The sequence below is a fragment of the Pseudoalteromonas sp. P80D2 genome, from assembly GCF_036680945.1.
Classification (GTDB): Bacteria; Pseudomonadota; Gammaproteobacteria; order Enterobacterales; family Alteromonadaceae; genus Pseudoalteromonas; species Pseudoalteromonas shioyasakiensis.
Window position 1 is genome coordinate 1 of record NZ_JAZDAR010000017.1, and the last position, 22,715, is coordinate 22,715.

At 41.5% G+C, this 22,715-nt stretch carries 17 protein-coding genes; 11 read left to right on the forward strand and 6 right to left on the reverse strand.

The genetic code is table 11. The features are described 5' to 3' along the window. Nucleotides 1–154: 154 nt before the first annotated feature. Nucleotides 155–1,132 carry a catalase family peroxidase gene (locus tag VRK28_RS01015; protein WP_332393122.1) on the reverse strand — a complete coding sequence of 326 codons (978 nt, stop codon included), beginning with the start codon at nt 1,130–1,132 and terminating at the stop codon, nt 155–157. 290 nt (nt 1,133–1,422) lie between these two features. Here VRK28_RS01015 and VRK28_RS01020 point away from each other — a divergent pair, with 290 nt between their 5' ends. The 7 genes from VRK28_RS01020 (at nt 1,423) to VRK28_RS01050 (ending at nt 9,675) form a co-directional block, all read left to right on the forward strand. Continuing rightward, nucleotides 1,423–1,821: an ExbD/TolR family protein gene (locus VRK28_RS01020; RefSeq protein ID WP_055021032.1), complete on the forward strand. Its 399-nt coding sequence runs from the start codon at nt 1,423–1,425 to the stop codon at nt 1,819–1,821. 139 nt (nt 1,822–1,960) lie between these two features. After that, nucleotides 1,961–4,774 (forward strand): TonB-dependent receptor, encoded by a 2,814-nt coding sequence (locus tag VRK28_RS01025; RefSeq protein ID WP_332393123.1) that lies wholly within the window; start codon nt 1,961–1,963, stop codon nt 4,772–4,774. Nucleotides 4,775–4,822: 48 nt separating this feature from the next. After that, the gene (locus VRK28_RS01030; protein ID WP_332393124.1) at nt 4,823–6,127 is read left to right on the forward strand and encodes a DUF5690 family protein; all 1,305 of its coding nucleotides are present in this window, start codon (nt 4,823–4,825) and stop codon (nt 6,125–6,127) included. Between the two features lie 20 nt (nt 6,128–6,147). Next, nucleotides 6,148–6,957, forward strand: a complete 810-nt coding sequence (phnX, locus tag VRK28_RS01035) for a phosphonoacetaldehyde hydrolase (RefSeq protein ID WP_332393125.1) — start codon at nt 6,148–6,150, stop codon at nt 6,955–6,957. Then, on the forward strand, nt 6,957–8,351 hold the full coding sequence (locus VRK28_RS01040; RefSeq protein ID WP_332393126.1) for an FAD-dependent oxidoreductase: 1,395 nt from the start codon (nt 6,957–6,959) through the stop codon (nt 8,349–8,351). Before phnX ends, VRK28_RS01040 begins: the two co-directional genes overlap by 1 nt. A gap of 12 nt (nt 8,352–8,363) precedes the next feature. Beyond that, complete coding sequence (locus VRK28_RS01045) at nt 8,364–8,924, forward strand: HD domain-containing protein (RefSeq protein ID WP_062565240.1); 561 nt, start codon at nt 8,364–8,366, stop codon at nt 8,922–8,924. A gap of 64 nt (nt 8,925–8,988) precedes the next feature. Then, nucleotides 8,989–9,675 carry a UTRA domain-containing protein gene (locus VRK28_RS01050; RefSeq protein WP_063527497.1) on the forward strand — a complete coding sequence of 229 codons (687 nt, stop codon included), beginning with the start codon at nt 8,989–8,991 and terminating at the stop codon, nt 9,673–9,675. Nucleotides 9,676–9,731: 56 nt separating this feature from the next. Here VRK28_RS01050 and phnW read toward each other — a convergent pair whose 3' ends face one another. The 5 genes from phnW to VRK28_RS01075 form a co-directional block, all read right to left on the reverse strand. Next, nucleotides 9,732–10,826, reverse strand: a complete 1,095-nt coding sequence (gene phnW / locus VRK28_RS01055) for a 2-aminoethylphosphonate--pyruvate transaminase (RefSeq protein ID WP_332393127.1) — start codon at nt 10,824–10,826, stop codon at nt 9,732–9,734. A 141-nt stretch (nt 10,827–10,967) separates the two neighbouring features. Then, nucleotides 10,968–13,874 (reverse strand): TonB-dependent receptor plug domain-containing protein, encoded by a 2,907-nt coding sequence (locus VRK28_RS01060; protein ID WP_442961229.1) that lies wholly within the window; start codon nt 13,872–13,874, stop codon nt 10,968–10,970. A 125-nt stretch (nt 13,875–13,999) separates the two neighbouring features. Further along, on the reverse strand, nt 14,000–15,070 hold the full coding sequence (locus VRK28_RS01065; RefSeq protein ID WP_130166452.1) for a FecR family protein: 1,071 nt from the start codon (nt 15,068–15,070) through the stop codon (nt 14,000–14,002). After that, the gene (locus VRK28_RS01070) at nt 15,067–15,627 is read right to left on the reverse strand and encodes an RNA polymerase sigma factor (protein ID WP_055021034.1); all 561 of its coding nucleotides are present in this window, start codon (nt 15,625–15,627) and stop codon (nt 15,067–15,069) included. Before VRK28_RS01070 ends, VRK28_RS01065 begins: the two co-directional genes overlap by 4 nt. An 85-nt stretch (nt 15,628–15,712) precedes the next feature. Next, nucleotides 15,713–16,588 carry a LysR family transcriptional regulator gene (locus VRK28_RS01075; RefSeq protein WP_332393130.1) on the reverse strand — a complete coding sequence of 292 codons (876 nt, stop codon included), beginning with the start codon at nt 16,586–16,588 and terminating at the stop codon, nt 15,713–15,715. 106 nt (nt 16,589–16,694) lie between these two features. On the opposite strand from VRK28_RS01075, the gene VRK28_RS01080 reads away from it, so the two are divergent. The 4 genes from VRK28_RS01080 (at nt 16,695) to VRK28_RS01095 (ending at nt 22,692) form a co-directional block, all read left to right on the forward strand. Next, complete coding sequence (locus tag VRK28_RS01080; protein ID WP_332393131.1) at nt 16,695–17,348, forward strand: peroxiredoxin-like family protein; 654 nt, start codon at nt 16,695–16,697, stop codon at nt 17,346–17,348. A gap of 55 nt (nt 17,349–17,403) precedes the next feature. Beyond that, nucleotides 17,404–18,096: a haloacid dehalogenase type II gene (locus VRK28_RS01085; RefSeq protein WP_332393132.1), complete on the forward strand. Its 693-nt coding sequence runs from the start codon at nt 17,404–17,406 to the stop codon at nt 18,094–18,096. Nucleotides 18,097–18,298: 202 nt separating this feature from the next. Further along, entirely contained in the window at nt 18,299–19,504 is a 1,206-nt protein-coding gene (locus VRK28_RS01090) for an efflux RND transporter periplasmic adaptor subunit (RefSeq protein ID WP_054561341.1), read from the forward strand. Between the two features lie 14 nt (nt 19,505–19,518). After that, complete coding sequence (locus VRK28_RS01095; RefSeq protein ID WP_062565233.1) at nt 19,519–22,692, forward strand: efflux RND transporter permease subunit; 3,174 nt, start codon at nt 19,519–19,521, stop codon at nt 22,690–22,692. The last annotated feature ends 23 nt before the right edge of the window (nt 22,693–22,715 follow it).

Consider the following 22,715-nt stretch of genomic DNA (forward strand, 5'->3'; position numbering starts at 1 on the left):
CCATCTCCGTTATTTTTAGTTATTAACTTGCAAAACGGGGCGTACCATACATTCTGTCCAAAAACGAGTTTAGCCGGCAGTCTGCTTCTCACTCATACATACCTGTCAGATTTATTAATTCCTTTTAATCAAACCTGACAGATACATTTAAGACTTATTTACCCGTCAAACGCTTTGCAAATGAAATCGCATAAGCTGTTGAGCGTAGTTTAAGTACTTTGTCATCACTTGGCATAAAGCCTTTAGACAACAGGTTTGGGTCATAATTAGTAAGATCGCAGCCTGACTCACCTGTTGATTCTATGGTGAGTTTTCCTAAATTAATTGTTTTGCGATCCGCAGGCCATTGCACTGAAGGGTCAGTTAATGTATCACCCGGCTCAGCTAATTCAGCTTGAAAACGATAATGAACCTTCCCTTTTGCTAAATCTTCTTCAAGTCGCTTAGCCAGAAATGATTTAGGGAAGGTTTTCATTTGCTCTTCTGTTAGCACCTGTTCTGGCTCTTCTGGCACCATGGTCCATCTAAAGGCATGTTTAGCGCCCTTTTCATCAACCATGTAAAAGGTATGCACACCAAAATAACGCGAAGACACATACGATGCTGGCGGGTTATGACTTTGTAGCCAATTAAATTGTCCTAAGGTACTCGGGTTTTGTTCTCTGTATGCTTTTACTTTCGCAAAATCGATTTGACCTGTTTTTTCGTCAGGTACTAAGGTACTTAGCAAACCAAAAAATGCTTCTGGGCTGTTCCCTGCAAATACTGGCGTAGTAAGCCCTGCAATATTATGCACATCACCATTTTCTAGCACAAACTGCACCCCCATTCCGCGTGGAGAACGTGATGTTTCATCAGCATGAGGGTTACCACCACCCATAGAAAAACGAATATTTGCTTTTGACGGTGCGTTAAATAAAGGGCTGATTGAATACTGTTTTGCTGCTTGATTAGGTGTAAATGTGCCAACAGCGCACACCCCTTTGGCGTGACCTTTTCTGATACCGGGCTGCTTACCTGACAGCTTCTCAAATAAATTTATAAAATCTTGCCCATTTACTGGTTGTTCGGCAAAACTTGCTGTTGGTAATACAAGGCACATAGCACAAACTAAAGACTTAATTTTTAGCATTTATCCATCCTTTAAACTTAGTTCCAACAAAAATGACCTGACTAACCTGAAAATCATTTCATCAAAGCTAATAAATATTTTTACCTACAAAAACGCTACAAACATTTAATAAACTTAGAATATTTATTTAACTACCGTTTTTTTAAAAGCTGCTAACTTTAAATTTAGGATCCTAAAAACTGCTGTGGCGCCCAGCATTTTAAAAATAATCCGTGGTATTAATCACGTCTATGGCTAGTCCACTTAATCGTAACTTTTGTGGCTTGGTCAAAAACAACAAGGACCTAATTATGGTGAAACAACATAAAAAAACCACTGCAAACGCTGATGTAGATATGACTCCAATGCTCGATATTGTGTTTATCTTGCTGATATTTTTTATCGTCACAACCTCATTTGTTAAAGAGCGCGCTATTGAAGTCAATCGCCCTTTAGCAAAACCAAGTCTTGAAAACCCTAAAAAACAAGCGCAATTTACTATTACTGAAAACGACAGTATTTACTTTGCAAACCGGCTTATCACACCAGAGCAGATAATCGCTAACCTTGCGTTATTTGCCGCACAGTTTGAAATGACCAATGTGCAAGTAACAGCAAGTGAGCAAAGCAGCCACAAAACCTTGGTCACCTTGCTTGATAAAATAAAACAATATCAAGATGTGCCAATTTCTATAAGCACGTCTCTATAACTTACCTAAAAGGGTCATTTGACCCTTTTTTAATATTAAAAATAAAAAACCGTCACATCTTTGTAAAAAAGCCTCTCTATTATTGTCTGCAACAAATCTGGTCTAGTCCAGATAAATTTAAAAATAAGAGGCTCAACAGATGATTAAACGACGTACACTCAGCACAGCTGTTTTTTTGTGCAGCTACCCATTTTTATCAGCGCATAGCGCTTTTGCCACTGATGCAAAAATTCAAGGCTCTATCACAGATCATAGTAATCGCTTGCCAGGTGCTTTGGTTAAAGTCGTTGGCACAAATCAATCAACAGTGACTGATTATGATGGTAAGTTTGAGCTTGCTAAATTAGATGCAGGTCGCTACCAACTTGAAGTTTCGTATATGGGTTATAGCAGCCAGATTGTGGATGTTGAGATAAGCAACAATGAAGTTAAATTACTGTCTCCTATTGTGATGGATAATTCAGCTAACACCATTGAAGAAGTCGTTGCTGTTGGTCAAATTCAACGTGGTGAAATGGCTGCGGCCAATAGCCAAAAAAATGCTAAAAATATTAAAAATGTTATTTCAGCTGATGGCATCGGTAAGTTGCCAGACCGTAACGCAGCTGAAGCAGTTCAACGCATCTCTGGTGTTTCTATAGAACGCGATCAAGGCGAAGGCCGATTTGTTGCTGTTCGCGGCTTACCTGCGCAGTGGAGCTCTGCAACAATCAATGGCAACCGATTACCAACTGCAGAAGAAGAAACCACCAGCCGCGCCACTGCGTTTGACTTTTTCCCGAGTGAGCTTATTGAATTTGTTGAGGTATCAAAAGCATTAACGCCAGAAATGGAGGGAGATGCTATTGGTGGTAACGTTAACTTTATAACCAAAAAAGCACCTGATGATTTTGTATTTAATGCCAATTTAGCACTCGGTCAAAATGAACTAGCTGATGGAAATAACTACTCTGCCAACTTACTTTATGGCGATCGCATCTTAAATGACAAATTAGGTTTTTTAATTAACGCAACAGCTTGGCAACGGGACTGGGCAACAGATAACTTTGAGCCTCGTAGAGGAAATGATGGTTTAGGAATTTATCGTTTAGAGCTAAGAGATTACACCGGAACTCGTGAAACTTACGGTTTAAATGGTTCTGTTGAATACCAGCTAGAACAAGGCAGTATTAGTGCGAGTGCCATGTACGGCACACTAATCGACGATGAAACGCACTATAAGCATCGTATGCGTTTTGATAAAGACAGAGCAGAGCTACAACATATAAGAAATGAGCTCATAACAGAAATGACTGGCTTTGAGTTTGCTGGTGAGCATTTCTTTGGTTACGACAAAACATTAAATTGGTCTTTATCTAGCTATGAAAACGAATTTAGGTATGGCAACACGCCTAACAGCGAAGATAACAGTTATTTTGTAGTTCGATTTGACCAAAAAAATGTCGGTTACGAAGGCCTTGAAGACAGAGATACAGGCAAAAACTACGCTTATAACACGATTGATGGTGGCTCAGATCCATGGGACCAAATCAGCACTCATCTACCAAGTGGCTTTTCGTTTGATCCAAGCCAAATGGGCTTATCGTGGGTCGAACTATATAAAATTAAGGTGAATGAAAAAGATAAAATTGTTGCCGCTTTAGACTTTGAGTGGCAGCTCAATAGCGACCTTATTGTTAAAGTAGGTGCAAAATATCGCGATAAAGAACGCGTTGCTAGGTTCAGCGATGAATTTTATGCATGGGATACTGAAAACTATGGCGCAGCCCCTACTCTGAGTGATTTTACATTAGCGGACCAACCGGGCCGAAGTGACTATTTAAGCGAGCTTTCTTACGATTATCAAAGTCAGTTTTCGCAAGTTGCAAGTACTGATGACTTAGCAAATTTTTGGAATAACAATAAAGGCAAGTTTGTCCTTGATAAGAGTGAATCTGCTTTAATCGAAAATGGTGGAGCGCTTGGCAGAAACTTTGATGTTAATGAACAACATGCATCTTTATATGGTATGGCAACATATACCATTAACGCTAATTGGGAAATGCTAACAGGTCTTCGTTTAACTCAAACAGACACCGAAGTTGACGGTTATATTTACCTTGCAGATGAAGATAAAGTCGAAAGCGTTAAAGCAAACAATGACTACTTGTCTGTGTTACCTGCATTGCATTTAACCTACCACCCTAACAGCCAAACCAATTATCGACTCGCATTAACTCGCTCTTTTGCTCGTCCTGACTTTGGCTCATTAACTCCAGGGGCGACTTACTTAGAAGCAGACAACGAATTAACTTCTGGTAACCCAAATTTAGAGCCGACTTATTCAAATAATGTCGACTTAATGGCTGAATACTTCTTTGACCGCTTAGGGTTAGTTTCTCTGGGGGTATTTTATAAAGATATTACCGATCCTATTTTTCAAAGTAGCTCTATAGGAGAGTTCGGCAATAACACTGGGGTTAATATTATTCGCCCTGAAAATGGCGATAGCGCATGGCTTGCAGGCCTCGAGGTGGCGTTTAATCGTGATTTAGGTTTTATTACACCTGAACTAGATAACTTTGGCATCATGGCTAATGCGACCTTCATGGATTCAGAAATGACGATTCCTGGTCGCGCAGACAAAGTCTCAATTCCTCGCCAAGCAGATAGTCTCTACAACTTTACGGTGTATTACGATAACACACATTTTGCAGCTCGATTAGCCGTTAACTTCAAAGGTGAATACATTGAAGAGCATGGCAGCAGCAAACAATTTGACAGCTATTATGGCGACAATACAAGCGTTGATTTTACGACGTCATATCAGCTTAACGAAAACGCATTAGTCTACCTCGAACTGAATAACTTAACCAACGAGCCTCTTAAATACTACCTAGGCGATGAAAGCCGTCCTCTACAAGTAGAGTACTACGGTGTACGCGGCATGGTTGGCTTTAATTATCAGTTCTAATCAGTCTTTGAGTTGTATGCGGGGCCATTGCCCCGCAAAGGATACCTAATGTTTTCACACCCTAATTGGCTTAAACGTGCCCAAGGAACCGGTTTTGTGTTATTTGCAGCCAGTGCTGCATTTCTCACTTACTTTTCTATGTACGCATTTCGTAAGCCATTCACTGCAAATAGTTACACTGAATTCGACGATCCGAGTTGGCAGGTAAGCTTTAAAATTGCACTGATTTTGGCGCAAGTTTTTGGCTATTTATGCGCTAAATTTATTGGCATAAAAGTTATTTCAGAGATGCAGCATCAGCAACGAGGTTTAACAATTATTGGCCTTATTGCCGCTGCAGAAATATCGCTGGTGTTATTTGCTATCACTCCGATTGGGTTAAATGTTATTTGGCTATTTTTTAATGGCCTCTCACTAGGCATGATTTGGGGACTTGTTTTTAGCTTTCTTGAAGGAAGAAAAACCAGTGAAATTCTAGGCGCAATTTTGAGTGTCACATTTATATTGGCATCAGGCCTTGTTCGCAGTGTAGGCAAATGGCTTATTGATACACTAAATGTACCTGAGCTATGGATGCCTGCAGCGACAGGTGCGCTATTTTTCCCGCTGCTATTGTTTAGTGTTAAATGCTTAACCCTCATTCCAGAACCAACAGCAGAGGACGAACAAGCAAGACAAAAACGCTTACCTATGGATGGCAAAGCACGTTGGCAATTTTTTAAACAATATTGGTTTGGTATTAGCTGCCTCATTTTAAGCTTTATGCTGTTTACTGGTTTCCGTGATTTCCGTGACAATTTTGCAGCTGAAATTTGGCAAGCTCTTGGCCATGGTGAAGAACCTGCCATTTTCGCCTACGCGGGGATCAGAATGTCATTTATTGTCCTTATCGCATTAGGTGCGATGGTTTTGGTAAAAAACAACAAAACCGCATTTTATGTCAATCACGGCTTTATTTTATTCGGTGCCGCTTTGTTATTATCGAGTACCTTTGCTTTTGAAGCTAACTTGATATCCGCAAAAGCGTGGATGGTATTACTTGGTTCAGGTCTCTATATCAGTTACATCCCGTATAACTGTTTTCTATTTGACCGAATGATTTCAGCCGTTGGCTCCGTCGCTAATGCTGGTTTTTTAATCTATCTTGCTGATTCTGCTGGCTATCTTGGCTCTGTCAGTATCTTACTGTACAGAACGTTTGCTATGCCTGAGCTCAGTTGGCTTAACTTCTTTATTAATGCTTGTTACTTAGTTGGCATTGTAGCCGCCGCTTTAGTTTCATGTTCACTGTGTTATTTCACAGTACGTTTATCCCCTATTCGAACTCATCACTCAAAACAGGTTGTTACCTGAAACAATTAAAAGAGAATCTTATGAAAAACATAGAAGCTATCATTTTAGATTGGGCTGGAACTGTCGTGGATTATGGCTCAGTTGCCCCTACCACCATTTTTGTTGAAGCATTTAAACAAGCTTATGACTTTGAGATTTCACTTGCAGAAGCGCGTATTCCAATGGGTATGGGAAAATGGGATCACATTGCCACACTTGGAAAATTGGAGTCAGTTGCTTCACGCTGGCACTCACAGTTTGGCCGAGCAATGTCAGACTCAGATATTGATCACATCTATCAAACTTTCATGCCATTGCAAAAGGCAAAAGTAGCAGACAGAGCAATGCCTATTCCTGGTGCGCTTGAAGTGATCAATCGCTTAAAACAGCAAAACATCAAAGTAGGCAGTTGTTCGGGCTATCCTCGCCAAGTTATGGAAGTGTTAGTCAGTGCCGCTGCAGACTATGGCTATCAACCAGATCATTGGGTAGCAAGTGACGACCTTAAAGCCGGTTCTCGCCCTGGCCCTTGGATGGCTCTTGAAAATGTAAATGCTTTAGGCATTAAAAAAGTCGCTAACTGTATCAAAATTGATGATTCTGCCCCCGGCATCGAAGAAGGTTTGAATGCCGGCATGTGGACAATTGGCCTCGCATTAAGCGGTAATGCTGTCGGCTTAACAGAACAAGAGTGGCAAGCTTGTAGTGCTGAACAAAAGCAGCAACTGACACGTCAAGCTTACCAAAGCTTGTACTCTGCAGGTGCGCATTTCGTGGTTGACTCGCTGGCTGATATTGAAACTGTTTTAATGCAGATTGATGCCAAACTAAGCCGAGGGGAGCGCCCATAATGCAGTTTCAACCTTTTTGGTTTGATAACGCAATGCAAGAGGAAGCCAATGCGCTTCCTCTTGCATTACCTACGAAGCACCATTGCGATGTATGTATCATAGGTGGTGGCTTTACGGGTCTTTGGACTGCTATCAAACTCAAGCAGCAACAAGCTAATTTAAAAGTTACCATCATTGAAAAAGGCTTTTGCGGGCAAGGCGCATCAGGGAGAAATGGCGGTGCAATGTTAACTTGGTCAACTAAGCTGCCCAGTTTAAGTAAGTTAGTTGGTCTCGAAAAGGCACTGTTTTTAGTCAAAGAGTCTGAGTCAGCGGTTCATCAAATTGCAGAGTTTGTTCGTCAGCACGGTATCGACTGCGATTGTCGAATTGATGGCTGTTATTACACCGCCTCAAATGAAGCACAAAAGCACTTGTTAACCCCCGCAATAAAAATGCTTGAGGATAATAATCTTAATGCGTGGCAACACTGTGATACTCAAACACTCATCAATACAGGGTCAGCCGCCAATATTAGCGGTCATTATTCACCTCATGGTGGTAGTATTCAGCCGGCAAAATTAGTTCGTGGTTTAAAACAGGTCGCTGAAAGTTTAGGCGTTAAAATTATTGAACAGTGCCAGTACAAAGCACATAGCGGACAGTCCCCTCTAAATGTTGAAACAAACCAAGGTAATATTTGTGCTAATCATCTTGTATTTGCCGTTAATGCGTGGCTCCCTACCCTAAAACCGCAGTTTCAACGCAATATCGTGCTGGTTTCAAGCGATATGGCAATTACTAAACCGATGCCTGAAACCCTTGCGCATTTAAGTCTCAATCATGGCGCTGCAATAATAGACTCCCGTATTTTTGTAAACTATTACCGCACCACTACTGATGGTCGATTAATGCTAGGCAAAGGCGGAAATTATTTTAGCTTCGCAAACAGAATGAGTGATAAATTTGAGCAACCGAGTCGCTATCAAACGCTATTAAATAACTCTTTATCACACTTTTTCCCTAACCATAATTTTGAAATTGATCGAACTTGGACAGGCCCTTCTGACCGAAGTGTCACTGGCTTCCCGTTTTTTGGACATTTGAATAATCAAGCAAACGTTATCTACGCCGGGGGTTATTCTGGTAATGGCGTCGTACAGTCTTTTTTAGGGGCTAATATTCTGTGTGCTTTAATCTTAAAAAATGCACCTGTTTGGCAACACTGTGGCCTTGTAAATCAAGCATTAGACAACTTTGTAGTTGAGCCCTTTCGAACTGTCGGCGCTTACCTAATTCGTAATGCAATTCGTCGTAAAGAACGAGCAGAAGACAATAACACGCATGTAAATCAAATAGATACGTATCTTGCCAGCTTCATAGGCAGCGCAGGAAAAGTTGATATGAAATCGTAGAGCTTTTTTAAGATGACCATTACACACCAACCAACAATTACACAGATCCGTTATTTATTTGAGCAGTTTGGTTACCAACACTATGACGAAATTTGTACTCAGTATTCTCATGCAGCCCAGTGCGCTGGGCTTGCATTGCAGCAAAAATTAAGCGCTGATACTGTCGTTGCTGCATTTTTACATGATATTGGGCATTTAATCGCACAGCAGCAAAATCTCACGATGACCAAGCAAGGATATGTGAATCACTGCGAGCTTGGCGCAATTTTTTTAAAAGAAAATAACTTTAATGCTGCTGTCGTTGCCATGGTTTCTCAACATGTTCAAGCTAAACGCTATTTAGTCGCAAAGAATGCTGGTTATGAGCAAACACTTTCGCCTGCCAGTACACTCACCTTGCAACAACAAGGTGGCCCTTTGTCGTTACAACAAGCTAATCAATTTGCAGCCCAGCCATATTTTGAAGAAATTTTACAATTAAGAGAACTTGACGACTGTGCAAAAGATCCAAATATGCATATTGAACCACTTTCTTTTTGGCTAGATTACTTAGATAACTATTTAATTTCATAATCAAACGTTATAAATCCTTTTATTATCAGTTAAGCTAAAGCTGTATTTAGCAAAAAGGCACGGTATGCTTTTATATCAACAAATCAGAAATTACATACATCAATTACTAAGCGAAGGGACTCTGAACACGGGTGACAAGCTCCCTTCTGAGCGTTTGTTACAAGAACAATTTAACTCGACCCGTATTACAGTCCGTGAGGCACTACTTCGTTTAGAAGCTGAAGGATTGATCTATAGCCAAACGCGCCGTGGTTGGTTTGTAACGCCAACAAAACTTAAGTGGAACCCTGCCACTAAAGTAAACTTTTATGAACTGGCAAAACAACAAGGCTTTGTTGCTGATACCCAAGTGATTAGCCATCAAGAAATTAGCAATCATGATTTAAAAGCAGAATTTTCTGCATCAACTTTGCACCATTTGCAACGTGCCCGCAGCCTTGATGAGCGCTTAGTGATGTTTGAAGATATTTTTTGTGATGCTGCGCGTTTTGATGGCCTTGCTGAGCACAACCTAAATGGCTCGATAACACAAATAATGGCAAATCAATACGCAACAAATGTAGTCAATGAGCAGTGCGCAATTAGTGTGACTGTCCTTCCTGACGATGTAGCACAGGTATTGCAAAAAAATAGTGGTACTCCCTGTTTAAAAGTTATTCGTAAACGCTTTGATGAACTAGGAAGTTTAGTGGATTACAATATTGAGTATTGGTTGCATAATGCCATTGAAATGACTGTCGAAGGTCACTAAGGCAATAAATGAAAAAAGGCTTTGTTAAACAAAGCCTTTACACGGGTGAACATTCTTTATAACCAATATCTGCTGTTTGATATTGCTTTAATTAAACGTGTAATATCGTTTTCGAACACATGACCAATATTGCCAATTCTAAAGCAATCAGCATCTGACACCTTACCTGGGTAAATCACAAACCCTTGGTTTTTAAGCAACAAATAAAACTCTTTAAAGTCATACCCATTTGCTGTTGGAGAATAAAATGAGGTGATAATCGGTGAATGTAAGCTCTCATCTAAGAGTGTTTCAAAACCTAAATCTCTCATCGCAGTCACTAAGAGTTGCTGATTGTTTTTATAACGCTTATGACGTGCTGCAATACCACCCTCTTGTTCTAATTCAATAAGAGCTTGATGAAATGCGCGTACAACATGTGTAGGAGATGTGAAACGCCATTTACCTTGGTTGTTCTCCATACACTGCCACTGTGCATGTAAATCAAGTGACAACGAACGTGCAACACCCTGAGAGTCTTCAATTAAGTCACGTTTGCAAATAACAAAACCAAAACCTGGAACACCTTGAATACACTTATTAGATGAGCTTATCATTACATCAATGTGCCAATCTGCTAAGTCAAACGGTACGCCACCAAAGCTGCTCATAGCGTCTAAAATATACACTTTGTTATGGCGTAATAATAGTTCGCCAACTTGCTTTGCTGGGTTTAGCATGCCAGTCGTCGTTTCGCAGTGCACCATTGCAACATGACTAATTTTTTCATCGCTCAAGAGTGTTTTTTCAATGTCGTCGCAGTTTGGTAGCTGAGTTTCAGTGTAATTTAAAACACAATGGTCAATGCCTAAATACTGGGCAATTTCTGCCATCCGTTTACCATACGCGCCATTGTTTATTATCAATAACTTATGCTCATTTGCGACTAAACTACCTAAAGCACTTTCTACACTCGCAGTGCCACTGCCCTGCATTAATGTGCACGTATAGTCATTGCTTTTAGTGGCTAAAGTTACAAGTTTGCTACGAATAGCCTGTACAACACCTAAGTTATAATCGTCATCCCATGTACACCAATCCTTTAACATCGCTTGTTTTACAGTATCCGATGTTGTTAATGGGCCAGGAGTTAACAGTAAGTATTCATTCATTTTTAATATCGCCTAAATCTGGTCTAGTCCAGATATTATTAGGGATTTATGTTGATAAAAAAAGTGAAGTTTTTATGACTGCACTAAAAAAGGGCCTAACGGCCCTTTGCAAGTTAAATAATAAAGGAATCTAAAGGGAGTTTAGAACTTGTACTCTGCACCTACGTAGTAGTACGCACCGTTAAAACCAAATGGTGCTGAACGACGTGAGTAAGTGAATACACCAGGGCTTGAAACAATTGTGTTGCCGCTAGCATCAACAATCGTACCCGAGCGTGAATTACCAATGGTGTTCTTATCTGGGTAAACATCAAATAAGTTATTTGCACCAATGTTAAATGACAGGTTTTCGTTAAAGAAGTAGTTAACTTTAACATCAGTTAAGATTTCAGCACCGTATGTTTGACGGCCACCATCTTCAACTGTGTATTCGCCGTAACGGTTTAGAGATAGGTTTACAGTCCAATCTTCTAAACGGTAAAGCGCACTTAAGTTAATGCGGTCTTCTGGTTGCCATTCTTCAATAATTGATGTTTCTTGGGCAGAAAACACATCTTCTACCGGAATAGTCTCAAGGCCACTGCCTGATGGCGTAAATAAATCAACTACATCTGTTTTAGTGAAGTTAGCAGCAAAGGTGAAATCTAGCGTACCGCCAAGACCTTCTGTGTTCCATGTGGCAACTAAATCAACACCTTCTGTTTCTGTGTCTGCACCATTTAAGAAGAACTGACCCGCACCTGCGCCTGAGCTTTCAAGTGCAGCATCTAGCGTATCTGATAAACCTTTACCTAAACGGTTAGAAATAACGATACGGTCGTCGATATCAATCGAGTAGTAATCAATGGTTAAATTGATATTGTCGGTTACGTTATACACAATACCTAAACTACGGTTTTGTGATTTCTCTTCTTTTAGCTTAGGAATACCAATTGATTGCGCTAAAGTACTGTCGTTTCTGAACGTACCTACTTGCTCAGCCACTAAGCTGCCGTCATCGCCTACAACAAACTGAGTACTTACGTTATTAAAGTAAAGTTGTTGCATAGAAGGTGCTCTAAAACCTGTGCTTAATGCACCACGTAGAGACACATCTTCAGTGACAGACCAGTTACCCGCTAACTTAAAGTTAACTGTGTCACCAAAACCTTTGTAGTTATCGTAACGTACCGCACCTGAAATAATTACATCATCGATAACATAGGTTTCTGCATCCATATAGAATGAGATCACATCGCGCGACTCATCAACTGATGATGCCGGATCTGAACCACCAAAACCTTGCGTGCCGCTTGCAGCGTCAACACTACCAACCCCGCCATTCAAGCCAGAATAGATGCTCACACCATCAACTGTATCGTAATCACGGTATGCGTATTCGGTACCTTCAAGAATACGGAACTCATCAGTACGAAGCTCAGCACCTAGTGCTAATGAGAAGTTGTCGTAATCTTTGGTGTAATCAAGGTTTAGAGTTTGCAGTGATAATTCAAGGCCATATGCATATGCTGAACGCGGAATAGTGGCACGAATTTCATCAGCCGTTAAACCTTGGTCATAGCGAAGGTAGTTAGCGTAAGAGCCATTGATAGTGTCACTAGTTGTGTAATCAATGCTGTTTTCACCGTAGGTGTACGATAAATCAATGCTTGAGTCATTATCGAACGATTTTTTATAACCAAAGTTATAAGACACGTCATCAATTACAGTATTAATTTTTGGTAAGAAACCCATAGGAATGGTTGCATCACCATCTTGTAATACAGGGTTACCATTAGCATTTGCGTTGTGACGGAAAAACGCAGCTGATTCATTTTCACGATTTGAATAAGTGATAAAGCCATATAGCTCACCACCAGCAAGCTCATAGCCAGTATTAACGGTTAGAGCAAATTGCTGTGAATCTGCATCACCAATTCTAAACGTATCACGAGGTGCCGTTAACTCACGAGGGTCGCCTGCTAATAGCGTACCATCATCAAGTTCAGTACAGCCGTAAAATTGACATGAGCCATGAAGGCCAGCACGGTTTGTAGGCGCACGGTCACGGTAGTTGATTGTGGTATTTAAATAACCTTCGTCACCTAAAGCAAAACCTTTGTTGAAATCAACAGTCACAGTTTCGCCATCGCCTTCTGAATACTCACCGTAATTAATCGCTGCTTTACCGCCCTCTTCAGCGTCTTTTAATACGATATTAATAACACCTGCAATGGCATCTGAACCATATTGCGCAGCAGCACCATCACGTAATACTTCAATACGTTTGATTGCAGCAGCAGGAATAGCATTCATGTCGGTACCCGCCGTACCACGACCTACTGACGTATTAATGTGAATAAGGCTCGCTTGGTGGCGGCGTTTACCATTGATAAGAACTAAGGTTTGATCTGGCCCTAAGCCACGTAATGTTGCAGGGCGAAGTGCATCAGTACCATCACTGATAGACGAGCTTGAAAAGTTAAAAGACGGTGCAATAGCCTGAAGCATACGGCCTACTTCTGTTTGACCTGTATTCTCGAGTGCTTCGGCACTTAAAATATCAACCGGAACCGGTAAATCTTCAACCGAGCGTCCTGCTACACGGCTACCGACAACGGCAATTTTTTCGATGTTTTGTTCTGCTGATTGATCTTCTGCTAACGCTTGCGTATTGGCGGCAAGCAGTAATGGCACGACTGCAGCGCTGACCCCTGATACTTTGATCATGTTATTATCTATCCTATCTACTTGTTTGAGTTTTATACTCAGCAAGCCTTGTTGATCAACAACCGCATCGAGCTCAGTGCCTTCTAGCATCGCATTCAGTGCATCAAGTTTGGTGTAAAAGCCAAACACAGATTGCGCTTGATATTGCTTTGCTAATTCGAAAGAAAAAATGACTGTTTGTTCGGTTTGCTTTGCAAATTCGATTAACGCCAAATCAGCTCGTTGCGCTTTGATGTCAAATTGCAGCATCTGTTTTTCAGCCGCTATTGCTACTTGGCCTGCTGTGAGGCCATAAATAACAAAAGAGGCAGGTAACAACGGCAATTGCTTACTGCGCAATTTAAACAAACAAGTGAGGAAGAAAAATCCGCTATGTAAATTTAACTTTTTTTTAATTAATTTTTTGTGACGAGAAGGTGGCGCACAATTAACATCATTACATTGGCGTATTCTCATAGACAGAACTAACCTTTTGCAGCGATAGTTAAGCTAACACGATGTTCACCTAAACGTTGATGTTCTACACCTAAGTTGGCCTGTAAAGAATCAAGCAAACCTTTAATGTCGCCAGTTTTAAACACACCAGCCACTTTTAATGAGGCAAGCTCTGGATCATTTAATTCAAAACGTGTGGCAGTATAACGGCTTACTTCTTGTAGAGCTTCGCCTAAAGACTCGCCATTAAAAATCAGCATTTCTTGTTGCCATGCTAAATCACGTTGTACGTCATCAACCGATAACTGTTTAATTGGCTCTGTTTTACTTTGTTTTATTAGTGCTTTCTCACCAGATACAACAACATTAGCGCGAAGCGCTTTAATATCTGCACTGTTATCTGAGGCATCTTTTAAACGATTAAAGTCGCTAGCATCAACCAGAGTACTCGGATCAGCAATCATCACCTTGCCCTCAGTCACCACTAGCTCTAAGTCTGAAGCGGTATTTCGCTGAACATTAAACACTGTACCAAGTGCAGTAAATGATTTATCACCAGCAATAACCGTAAACGGACGGCTCGGATCTTTGGCAACATTGAAGCGCCCTTCACCGCGGCTCAAAATCAACTGCCGGCGATCGCCTGAGTAGGCAACTTCGAGTTTAGTATTGGTATTAAGCTGAACAATAGTGCTGTCTGGTAGCACAAATTCAGCTTGCTCACCCACTTTGGTGCGGTAAATTTTGCTAAATTTGGCGTAATCGTTTTCTTCACTTTGCCAATAGCTTGAATAAATAAGCATGATAGAACCAAGCAGCATCGCTACTAAAAAGCTGGCAGCGGTTGCCATACCAAACACTGCAGGTTGTTTTTGCGGTGCTTTATAAGGAAATAAGCTACTTAACTCGTTAAGTACACTCATTTCATCCCATAAGGTCGCAAGTTCAAATAATGCCTCTTGATGAGCCGCACTTTGGTGAGCCCACAAATGTAATTGGCTTACTTCATCTTTAGATAGGCCACGATCAATTGCACTGATCCATTGACTCGCCTGCTCTTGAATCATGTCTTTTGATGAAAATGGATGAACATTACTCATTTGTTCACCTCTTTTGCAGTGAACTCTGTGGTTGGGGTAAATGCCTGTGGTTGTACGTCGTGTGATTTCATTGCTCGGTGAACATGTAATAAGCCTTTGGCTATATGTTTTTCAACAGTACTTTCGCTAAGACTCATTTTAGCTGCAATTTCCTTTTGGCTTAAGCCATAGACTTTTTTTAAGATAAAACATTTTTTAACCTGAGGGCTTAATTCGTTAGTCACTCGGCAAAAAAACAAAAAACGCTCTTTAGAAGTCACTTCATCTTCAAGTGCCATTGAACGCATGTGATGCTCAACCTGCTGTTGTTCATCTAACGATTCTTTGTATTTATTGTCCCATTTAGCGATATGATTAAGCGCCAAATGCTTAGCCGTTTTCAGCATGTAACTGTGAGTATATTCGATATTTTGCTTAAGATCAGCTTCATAACTTTTTATAAACGTCTCTTGCACAATATCTTCTACATCATCAGGGCTGACGATACGTGATACAAAGCGCCTAAGCTTGCTCGATATCTCGGTAAAAGCGGTGATAACCCCAGTTTGATCTGTCATCCTTAACTCACCTTTATTATATTTTTATTGCTTTAGGGTACGAGATTTCAGTTTAATTACAAGCCATTTGTTAAGTTTTTGTACCTTAGGTAAACAAAGATTTCATAAACTCATAAAAAACCTCTGTTTTGCGCGTCACTAGGCTGTTTTGTGGTTTTAAAAACCACACTGGTGCGTCAGCATCTACGAGGCTATTAGGGAGTATTTCGATTAACCGTCCTTCGGCTAAATCATCTTTAATTGCAATATAAGATTTAATCGCTATGCCATGGCCTGCAATCGCCGCCTGTGTCATGTTATCTGAGTTAGATACAGTAAAACGCGTTCTCGCATTATAATTAACTATTTGCCCGCCTTCGTTAAACTTAAGCTGTCGCTGCCATGGCAAACACACCCAGTAATGGTCTTTAAGATCAACCACCGACTTAGGTTGCCCATATTTTTCAATATAACTCGGTGCTGCGCACAAAATACGAGAGTTACTAACAAGCTTACGAGAAAGCAGGTTTGAATCTGCCAACTGACCTACTCGAATAGCCACATCTTGGGCATCATCAACAATATTCACAAATTGATCTGTAATCATAAAATCGAGTTTTAAGTCGGGAAATTGCTGTTCAAAATGGCCAAGCTCAGGCATCACAAATTTTGAAAAGACCCAAGGCGGCATAGTAACTCGCAAAAGCCCTGTCACTGCTGAGCCCCGAGCGCCAATTTGATGCTCAGCATCATATAAAGCTTCTAAAATGGCACCAGCTCGTTGATAGAACAGCTCTCCTGCTGGAGATAAGCGTATTCGCCGACTATCACGAAACAACAATACTGTACTTAACGCTTTTTCTAACTTACTTAATCGATGACTAACCGTCGCAGGTGAAAGGCCCTGAGCTTTAGCAGCGGCAACCACACCTTGGTTTTCAACTATGGCAATAAAGGTTTCTAAATCACATAAACTGTACATGGCTTTGATTCAATATTTTCGAATTTAGATTTCAGTTTTTCATTGTATATATAAAAATTTAAAACTCTATACTTACTACAAATTGTAAAAAATGATTGGAGTATGTATGTCTTTAAAAACCCAAATCGACGCATTTGAAGTGCAAAAGAAAGCCAATGTCCCAGCTGATATCTTAAATTTGATGGATGTCACGACTGAAAAACTGATTGCAGAGCAATTAAGTAAACATGCTTTAAAAGTTGGTGATAAGTTTCCAGCATTTGAATTACCCGACAGCAAGGGCAAACAAATCAGCTCATCAGAATTGCTAGCGAAAGGCCCGCTTGTGCTGAGTTTTTACCGTGGTGGCTGGTGCCCGTATTGTAACTTAGAGCTTCGCGCACTTAACAATATGCAACAAGCGTTTGCTGATCAAAATGCACAGTTAATTGCTGTTTCGCCGCAGTTACCTGATGAATCACTGTCTACCCAACAGCAAAACGAGCTGGCTTATACGGTGCTTTCTGATGTGTCTAACTCTTTGGCTAAAAAGTGTGGCTTGGTATTCACCTTAGATGAACGCTTGATCCCTGTTTACCATCAACTTGGTTTAGATATTCCAAAAGCCAATGGTGACGAAAGCTACGAATTACCACTACCAGCAACCTATGTTATTGATAGCAAAGGGGTGATTCAATTTGCATTTGCTCATGAAGATTACACTCTAAGAGCAGAGCCTTTAGATGTTCTTAACGCTGTTAAGGCACTAAACCATGTTTAAAAAAGCATTTTTTAGTCTAGTTTTATTGGTAACCCTAACTTACTCAGGAGGCACAATGGCAGAGTCTCAACACCAAGCAAAACCAAAAGTAATTGTGTTTGATGTCAACGAAACCTTGCTTGATCTTGAACAAATGCAAGGCTCGGTCGCTAAAGCGCTTGATGGCAATACCCAGCTATTACCGCTTTGGTTTTCGACCATGCTGCATCATTCCTTAGTGAGTACGGTGTCTAATGATTATCATGACTTTGCTGACATCGGCGTTGCTGCACTGATGATGGTGGCAAGTAATAATCAAATTTCCTTAACTAAAGAGCAAGCAAAGCAAGCGATTGTGCCACCGCTTTTATCTTTACCTGCCCATACTGATGTTAAACCAGCGTTGGCGCAATTAAAGCAAGATTATAAACTGGTCAGCTTCACAAATTCGTCAAATAACGGTGTAAAAGCGCAGTTTCAACATGCTGGCTTAACAGATTACTTTACTCACCGTTACAGTGTTGAAGATATTAAAGTGTATAAACCCGATCTGCGCGCTTACAAGTGGTTGCTTGAACAATTAAATGTAGCGCCACACGAAGCTTTAATGGTTGCTGCGCACGGCTGGGATGTTGCAGGCGCTAAACAAGCGGGTATGCAAACAGCGTTTATCGCAAGGCCCGGTAAAGCGCTTTACCCATTGGCAAAGCAACCAGACTACATTGTTAAAAACCTAGAAGAGTTAGCCTTATTACTGGCTCAAAAGTAAGAAGCGATTTAAACCGTTATATCAACGCAAAGCGAAAATGTTTTGCGTTTTTTTGCGCCTAACAAAAAAGTAAACTACAGGGTGTACCTTTCTCTTTTTTGGGTATAAACTAAACGCTAAATGAATATGCATAGTGACGTCTTTCATGCTAATAGACTATTTTTTATGCATACCTACTTAACAATTGGACTGTGGAGTAAACATGCGTCTGCCTTTCGCACCTGCCAAATTATCATTATCTGCGTTGTTATTAGTTTCTGCTCCTTTGCTACTGCAAGGTTGTTCTGAAGCGCCACAGCAACAACAGGGTCAAATGCACCCCGCTGCTGTCGCGACTATGACAATGGAAACACACGATGCCCCTTTCACTATTGAGCTGCCAGCGACGTTGTCTGGTTCAAAAGAGGTTGAAGTTCGTGCCCGTGTCACCGGTATTCTTGAATCACGCAACTTTGAAGAAGGTCAGCGTGTAGAGCAAGGCCAATCACTGTTTACAATTGACCTAGAACCTTATCAACTTGCGGTTGATCGTGCGCAAGCAGCACTTGATGGTGCAAAAGCAGCGCTTGTTCAAGCTGATCGTGACGTTAAACGATTAGCTAAACTACGTGCCGAAAAGTCTGTTTCACAACGTGATTACGATAACGCAAGCTCAGCCAATGATATTGCTAAAACTGATTTAGCCGCTGCAAAAGTTGCCTTAAAAGAAGCGCAACTAAACCTTGAATATGCGCAAGTAAAAGCCCCTGTAGCAGGTGTAATGGGACGTGAGTTTGTTTCTGAAGGAACCTATGTTTCTGGACCAGATTTATTACTGACTCAAATGACTCAGTTCGACCCTATTCGTATTCGCTTTGGCTTATCTGAGCGCGAACAACTACAAATGCGTCAAGATGTTAAAAATGGCTCACTGACTTTACCTGAGCAAGGCCACTGGAAAACACAAATTAAACTTCAAGACGGCTCTTTATACGGACAAACCGGTGAAGTTAACTTCTCTGATGTGCGTATTAATCCAAACACAGGTACCAGTGAGTTTCAGGCAATTATTCCTAACCCTGATTTTCAACTTCGCCCGGGCCAATTCGTGCGCGTTGAGTTAAGTGGTGCAGTACGCAAAAACGCTTTCATCGTTCCGCAACGTGCAGTACTTGATAACGGCACTGGTAAGTTTGTTTATGTAGTAAGTAAAAACGAGCAAGGTATGGATGTCGCTTTACCTGCCCCTGTTACTGTAGGTGAATGGATCAAAAAACCAGAAAACGAGCAATACCAAAACTTTTGGTTAATTCGCAGTGGTTTAAAAGAAGGCGACCAAGTTATTGTTGATGGCATGGCACGTATTTTCTTCCCGGGTATGCCAGTCAATGTTGGCCAACCTGCCGCTAACCCAAGCCACGCAGAATAAGCACAGGGAGTCTTATGTTTTCTCGTTACTTTATAGACAGACCCATTTTTGCGTTTGTTATATCTATTGTTATTGTGCTTGCCGGCCTCGCTGCGATGCGCAGCTTACCTGTGGCGCAATATCCTGAAATAGCCCCACCGGTTGTACAAGTAACCGCAGCCTACCCGGGTGCATCTGCCGATGTGCTTGAGCAAACGGTTGCGACACCGATTGAAAATGCCATTACCGGTGTTGAAGGCATGATGTATATGTCTTCAACGTCAACCAGTGCAGGTTCAACCACCATCGAAGTTACTTTTGAAATTGGCACTGATGTTGACCAAGCAGCTGTAAACGTAAACAACCGTGTTAAACAGGTTGAAGCCCGTTTACCTGAAGAAACACGCCGCCAAGGTGTGGTGGTTCAAAAAGGTTCTTCTAGCTTTTTACAAGTTCATGCCTTTTACTCACCAGATGGAACACGTTCGAGTTTATGGACATCAAACTATGTCACTATGAACGTACTTGACCGTGTTAAACGCATTCCTGGCACTACCAGTGTACAAATTTTTGGTGCCAAAGATTACGCAATGCGTATTTGGTTGCGCCCTGATGTGATGAGCCAATTAGGTGTCACTGTTGAAGAAATTGCAGGAGCAATTCGCGTACAAAACTCGCAATACGCGGCAGGTAAAATTGGTGCGACGCCTACGACACAATCTCCTCAAGAGCTGGTTTACAGTGTAACTGCACAAGGGCGTTTGTCTGAGCCTGAGCAATTTGAAAATATCATTATTCGTTCAAACACAGACGGCAGTAGCTTACGCTTAAAAGACGTAGCCCGCGTTGAGCTCGGCTCAAAAGACTATAACTTCAAAGGAACGATTAACGGTAAAGAAGCGGTACTGTTAGGTATCTTCTTGCAACCAGGAGCAAACGCTCTTGATGTAGCTGAAGAAGTAAACAGTGTTATTGAAGAAATGAAAAGCCAGTTCCCTACCGGCCTTGCTCATTTAACGTCATACGACACAACCCGCTTTGTTGAAGTATCAATCCGTGAAGTTGTAAAAACACTACTTGAAGCCATGGTATTGGTATTCTTAGTGGTGTATTTATTCTTACAAAACTGGCGCGCAACGCTTATTCCAACCCTTGCAGTGCCAGTATCACTACTGGGCACATTTGCCGGCATGTATATGCTGGGTTACTCAATTAACTCACTCACCTTATTCGGTATGGTGCTGTCGATTGGTATTGTTGTTGATGATGCCATCGTGGTACTTGAAAACGTTGAGCGTATCATGCACGAAGAAGGCCTAGGTGCCAGAGACGCCGCTGTTAAAGCGATGGGCGAAGTAAGCGGCCCTGTAGTAGCCATTGTTTTAGTACTTTGTTCAGTGTTTGTGCCAATTGCGTTTTTAGGTGGCTTAACCGGTGAGCTATTCCGCCAGTTCGCTATTACTATTTCGATTGCTGTAAGTTTATCGGGTGTCGTTGCATTAACCATGACACCTGCGCTTTGTGTACTTATTTTAAAGCAAGAACACAAGCAAACTGCCCGCTTCTTCTTATGGTTTAACGACATGTTTACCAAGATCACCGGCCGTTATGTCGGTGCTGTTGGCTTTATGGTGCGCCGCGGTCTGTTAGGTCTTATCTTAATGACAGGTATGATTGCAGCAACAATAGGCCTTTGGCAAAACACCCCAGGTTCACTTGTGCCAGATGAAGACCAAGGTTATTACATCTCAGCAATCTTCTTACCTGACGGTTCATCGCTTGAGCGCACTGAGCAAGTCACGCAGCAAGTTGTTGAGGCCGTGCAATCAAACCCAGCGAACGAAAACGTTGTGGCGTTTACCGGTTTTGACTTTATTGGTGGCGGCTACAAAAACAGCGCTGCAACTTTATTCGTGACGCAAAAGCATTGGGATGAGCGTGAAGTTGATACCAAGGCGCTGGTGCAAGAGCTCTTCATGAAAACAGCAGGTATTAAAGAGGCGCTCGTTCTTGCCTTTAATCCTCCGGCTATTTTTGGTTTAGGTAACACAGGTGGTTTTGAGTTTTATATTCAAAATAAAGGTGATAGCGACCCAGACAAACTTCAACATGCAATGCAGTTGATGACAGCTGAAGCACAAAAGAGCCCTATTATCAGTGGCCTGCAAACACTTTGGCGCCCTGATGCACCTCAGCTACGTGTTGATGTTGACCGTGAACAAGCACGTGCCATGGGTGTCGAAATTGATGATGCGTTCACTGCTCTTGCAGGTAACTTAGGGACTTATTACGTTAACGACTTCAATAAATTTGGTCGCGCATGGCAAGTACTAATGTCTGCAGACGCTGAATTTAGAATGAAGCCTGATGACATTGGCCGTATCTATGTTAAAAACAACCAAGGTACTATGGTGCCGCTTTCAGCCTTTACCACTATCGAGTATAGCCGTGGCCCAGAAAACCTAAATCGTTATAACAACTTACCTGCTGTTAAACTGATGGGTAATGCAGCGCCGGGTTACAGCTCAGGTCAAGCTATTGCTGAAGTTGAACGTATTGCACAAGCAGTATTACCACCTAATATGACCTACGAGTGGACAGGCTCTGCATTCCAAGAGAAACGCAGTTCAGGCACCACAGGAATTGCCTTAGGCCTTGCTGTGATCATGGTATTTTTGATTCTAGCAGCGCTATATGAGCGTTGGTCACTACCACTGTCTGTGATGCTTGCCCTGCCATTTGGTACCTTTGGTGCGCTTATAGCGGTTTGGGTTGTTGGCATGACAAACGATGTGTACTTCCAAATTGGTCTGGTAACACTACTTGGTCTTGCCAGTAAGAACGCGATTCTTATTGTTGAATACGCCTTGATGAAACATCAACAAGGCTGGAGCGCAAGTACGGCTGCACTTGAGGCTGCACGTTTACGTTTTCGACCAATCATTATGACTTCGCTTGCATTCATTTTAGGCGTAGTGCCTTTAGTACTTAGCTCTGGCGCAGGTGCGGGTGCCCGTCATAGTGTTGGTACCGGTGTAATGGGCGGTATGATGGCCGCGACATTCCTTGCTGTATTCTTTGTGCCGCTGTTCTTTTATTGGTTAACGGCGCGTAAGTTAACTGAAAAACGTTCAAGACAAGAGCTTGCTGATGAGATAGCAGAACATCATCAACAAGAACATGTCAAAACCCAAGAGGGTAACCTGTAAAAAATGAAGGGCAAACAATGAGT

Excerpts from the sequence above, each read along its gene's own strand:
- VRK28_RS01030 (WP_332393124.1), top strand. The coding sequence starts at position 4,823 with ATGTTTTCACACCCTAATTGGCTTAAACGTGCCCAAGGAACCGGTTTT.
- VRK28_RS01080 (WP_332393131.1), top strand. The coding sequence starts at position 16,695 with ATGTCTTTAAAAACCCAAATCGACGCATTTGAAGTGCAAAAGAAAGCC.
- VRK28_RS01015 (WP_332393122.1), bottom strand. The coding sequence starts at position 1,132 with ATGCTAAAAATTAAGTCTTTAGTTTGTGCTATGTGCCTTGTATTACCA.
- phnX (WP_332393125.1), top strand. The coding sequence starts at position 6,148 with ATGAAAAACATAGAAGCTATCATTTTAGATTGGGCTGGAACTGTCGTG.
- VRK28_RS01085 (WP_332393132.1), top strand. The coding sequence starts at position 17,404 with ATGGCAGAGTCTCAACACCAAGCAAAACCAAAAGTAATTGTGTTTGAT.
- VRK28_RS01025 (WP_332393123.1), top strand. The coding sequence starts at position 1,961 with ATGATTAAACGACGTACACTCAGCACAGCTGTTTTTTTGTGCAGCTAC.
- VRK28_RS01065 (WP_130166452.1), bottom strand. The coding sequence starts at position 15,070 with ATGAGTAATGTTCATCCATTTTCATCAAAAGACATGATTCAAGAGCAG.
- phnW (WP_332393127.1), bottom strand. The coding sequence starts at position 10,826 with ATGAATGAATACTTACTGTTAACTCCTGGCCCATTAACAACATCGGAT.
- VRK28_RS01070 (WP_055021034.1), bottom strand. The coding sequence starts at position 15,627 with ATGACAGATCAAACTGGGGTTATCACCGCTTTTACCGAGATATCGAGC.
- VRK28_RS01040 (WP_332393126.1), top strand. The coding sequence starts at position 6,957 with ATGCAGTTTCAACCTTTTTGGTTTGATAACGCAATGCAAGAGGAAGCC.
- VRK28_RS01045 (WP_062565240.1), top strand. The coding sequence starts at position 8,364 with ATGACCATTACACACCAACCAACAATTACACAGATCCGTTATTTATTT.
- VRK28_RS01050 (WP_063527497.1), top strand. The coding sequence starts at position 8,989 with ATGCTTTTATATCAACAAATCAGAAATTACATACATCAATTACTAAGC.
- VRK28_RS01020 (WP_055021032.1), top strand. The coding sequence starts at position 1,423 with ATGGTGAAACAACATAAAAAAACCACTGCAAACGCTGATGTAGATATG.
- VRK28_RS01095 (WP_062565233.1), top strand. The coding sequence starts at position 19,519 with ATGTTTTCTCGTTACTTTATAGACAGACCCATTTTTGCGTTTGTTATA.
- VRK28_RS01090 (WP_054561341.1), top strand. The coding sequence starts at position 18,299 with ATGCGTCTGCCTTTCGCACCTGCCAAATTATCATTATCTGCGTTGTTA.
- VRK28_RS01075 (WP_332393130.1), bottom strand. The coding sequence starts at position 16,588 with ATGTACAGTTTATGTGATTTAGAAACCTTTATTGCCATAGTTGAAAAC.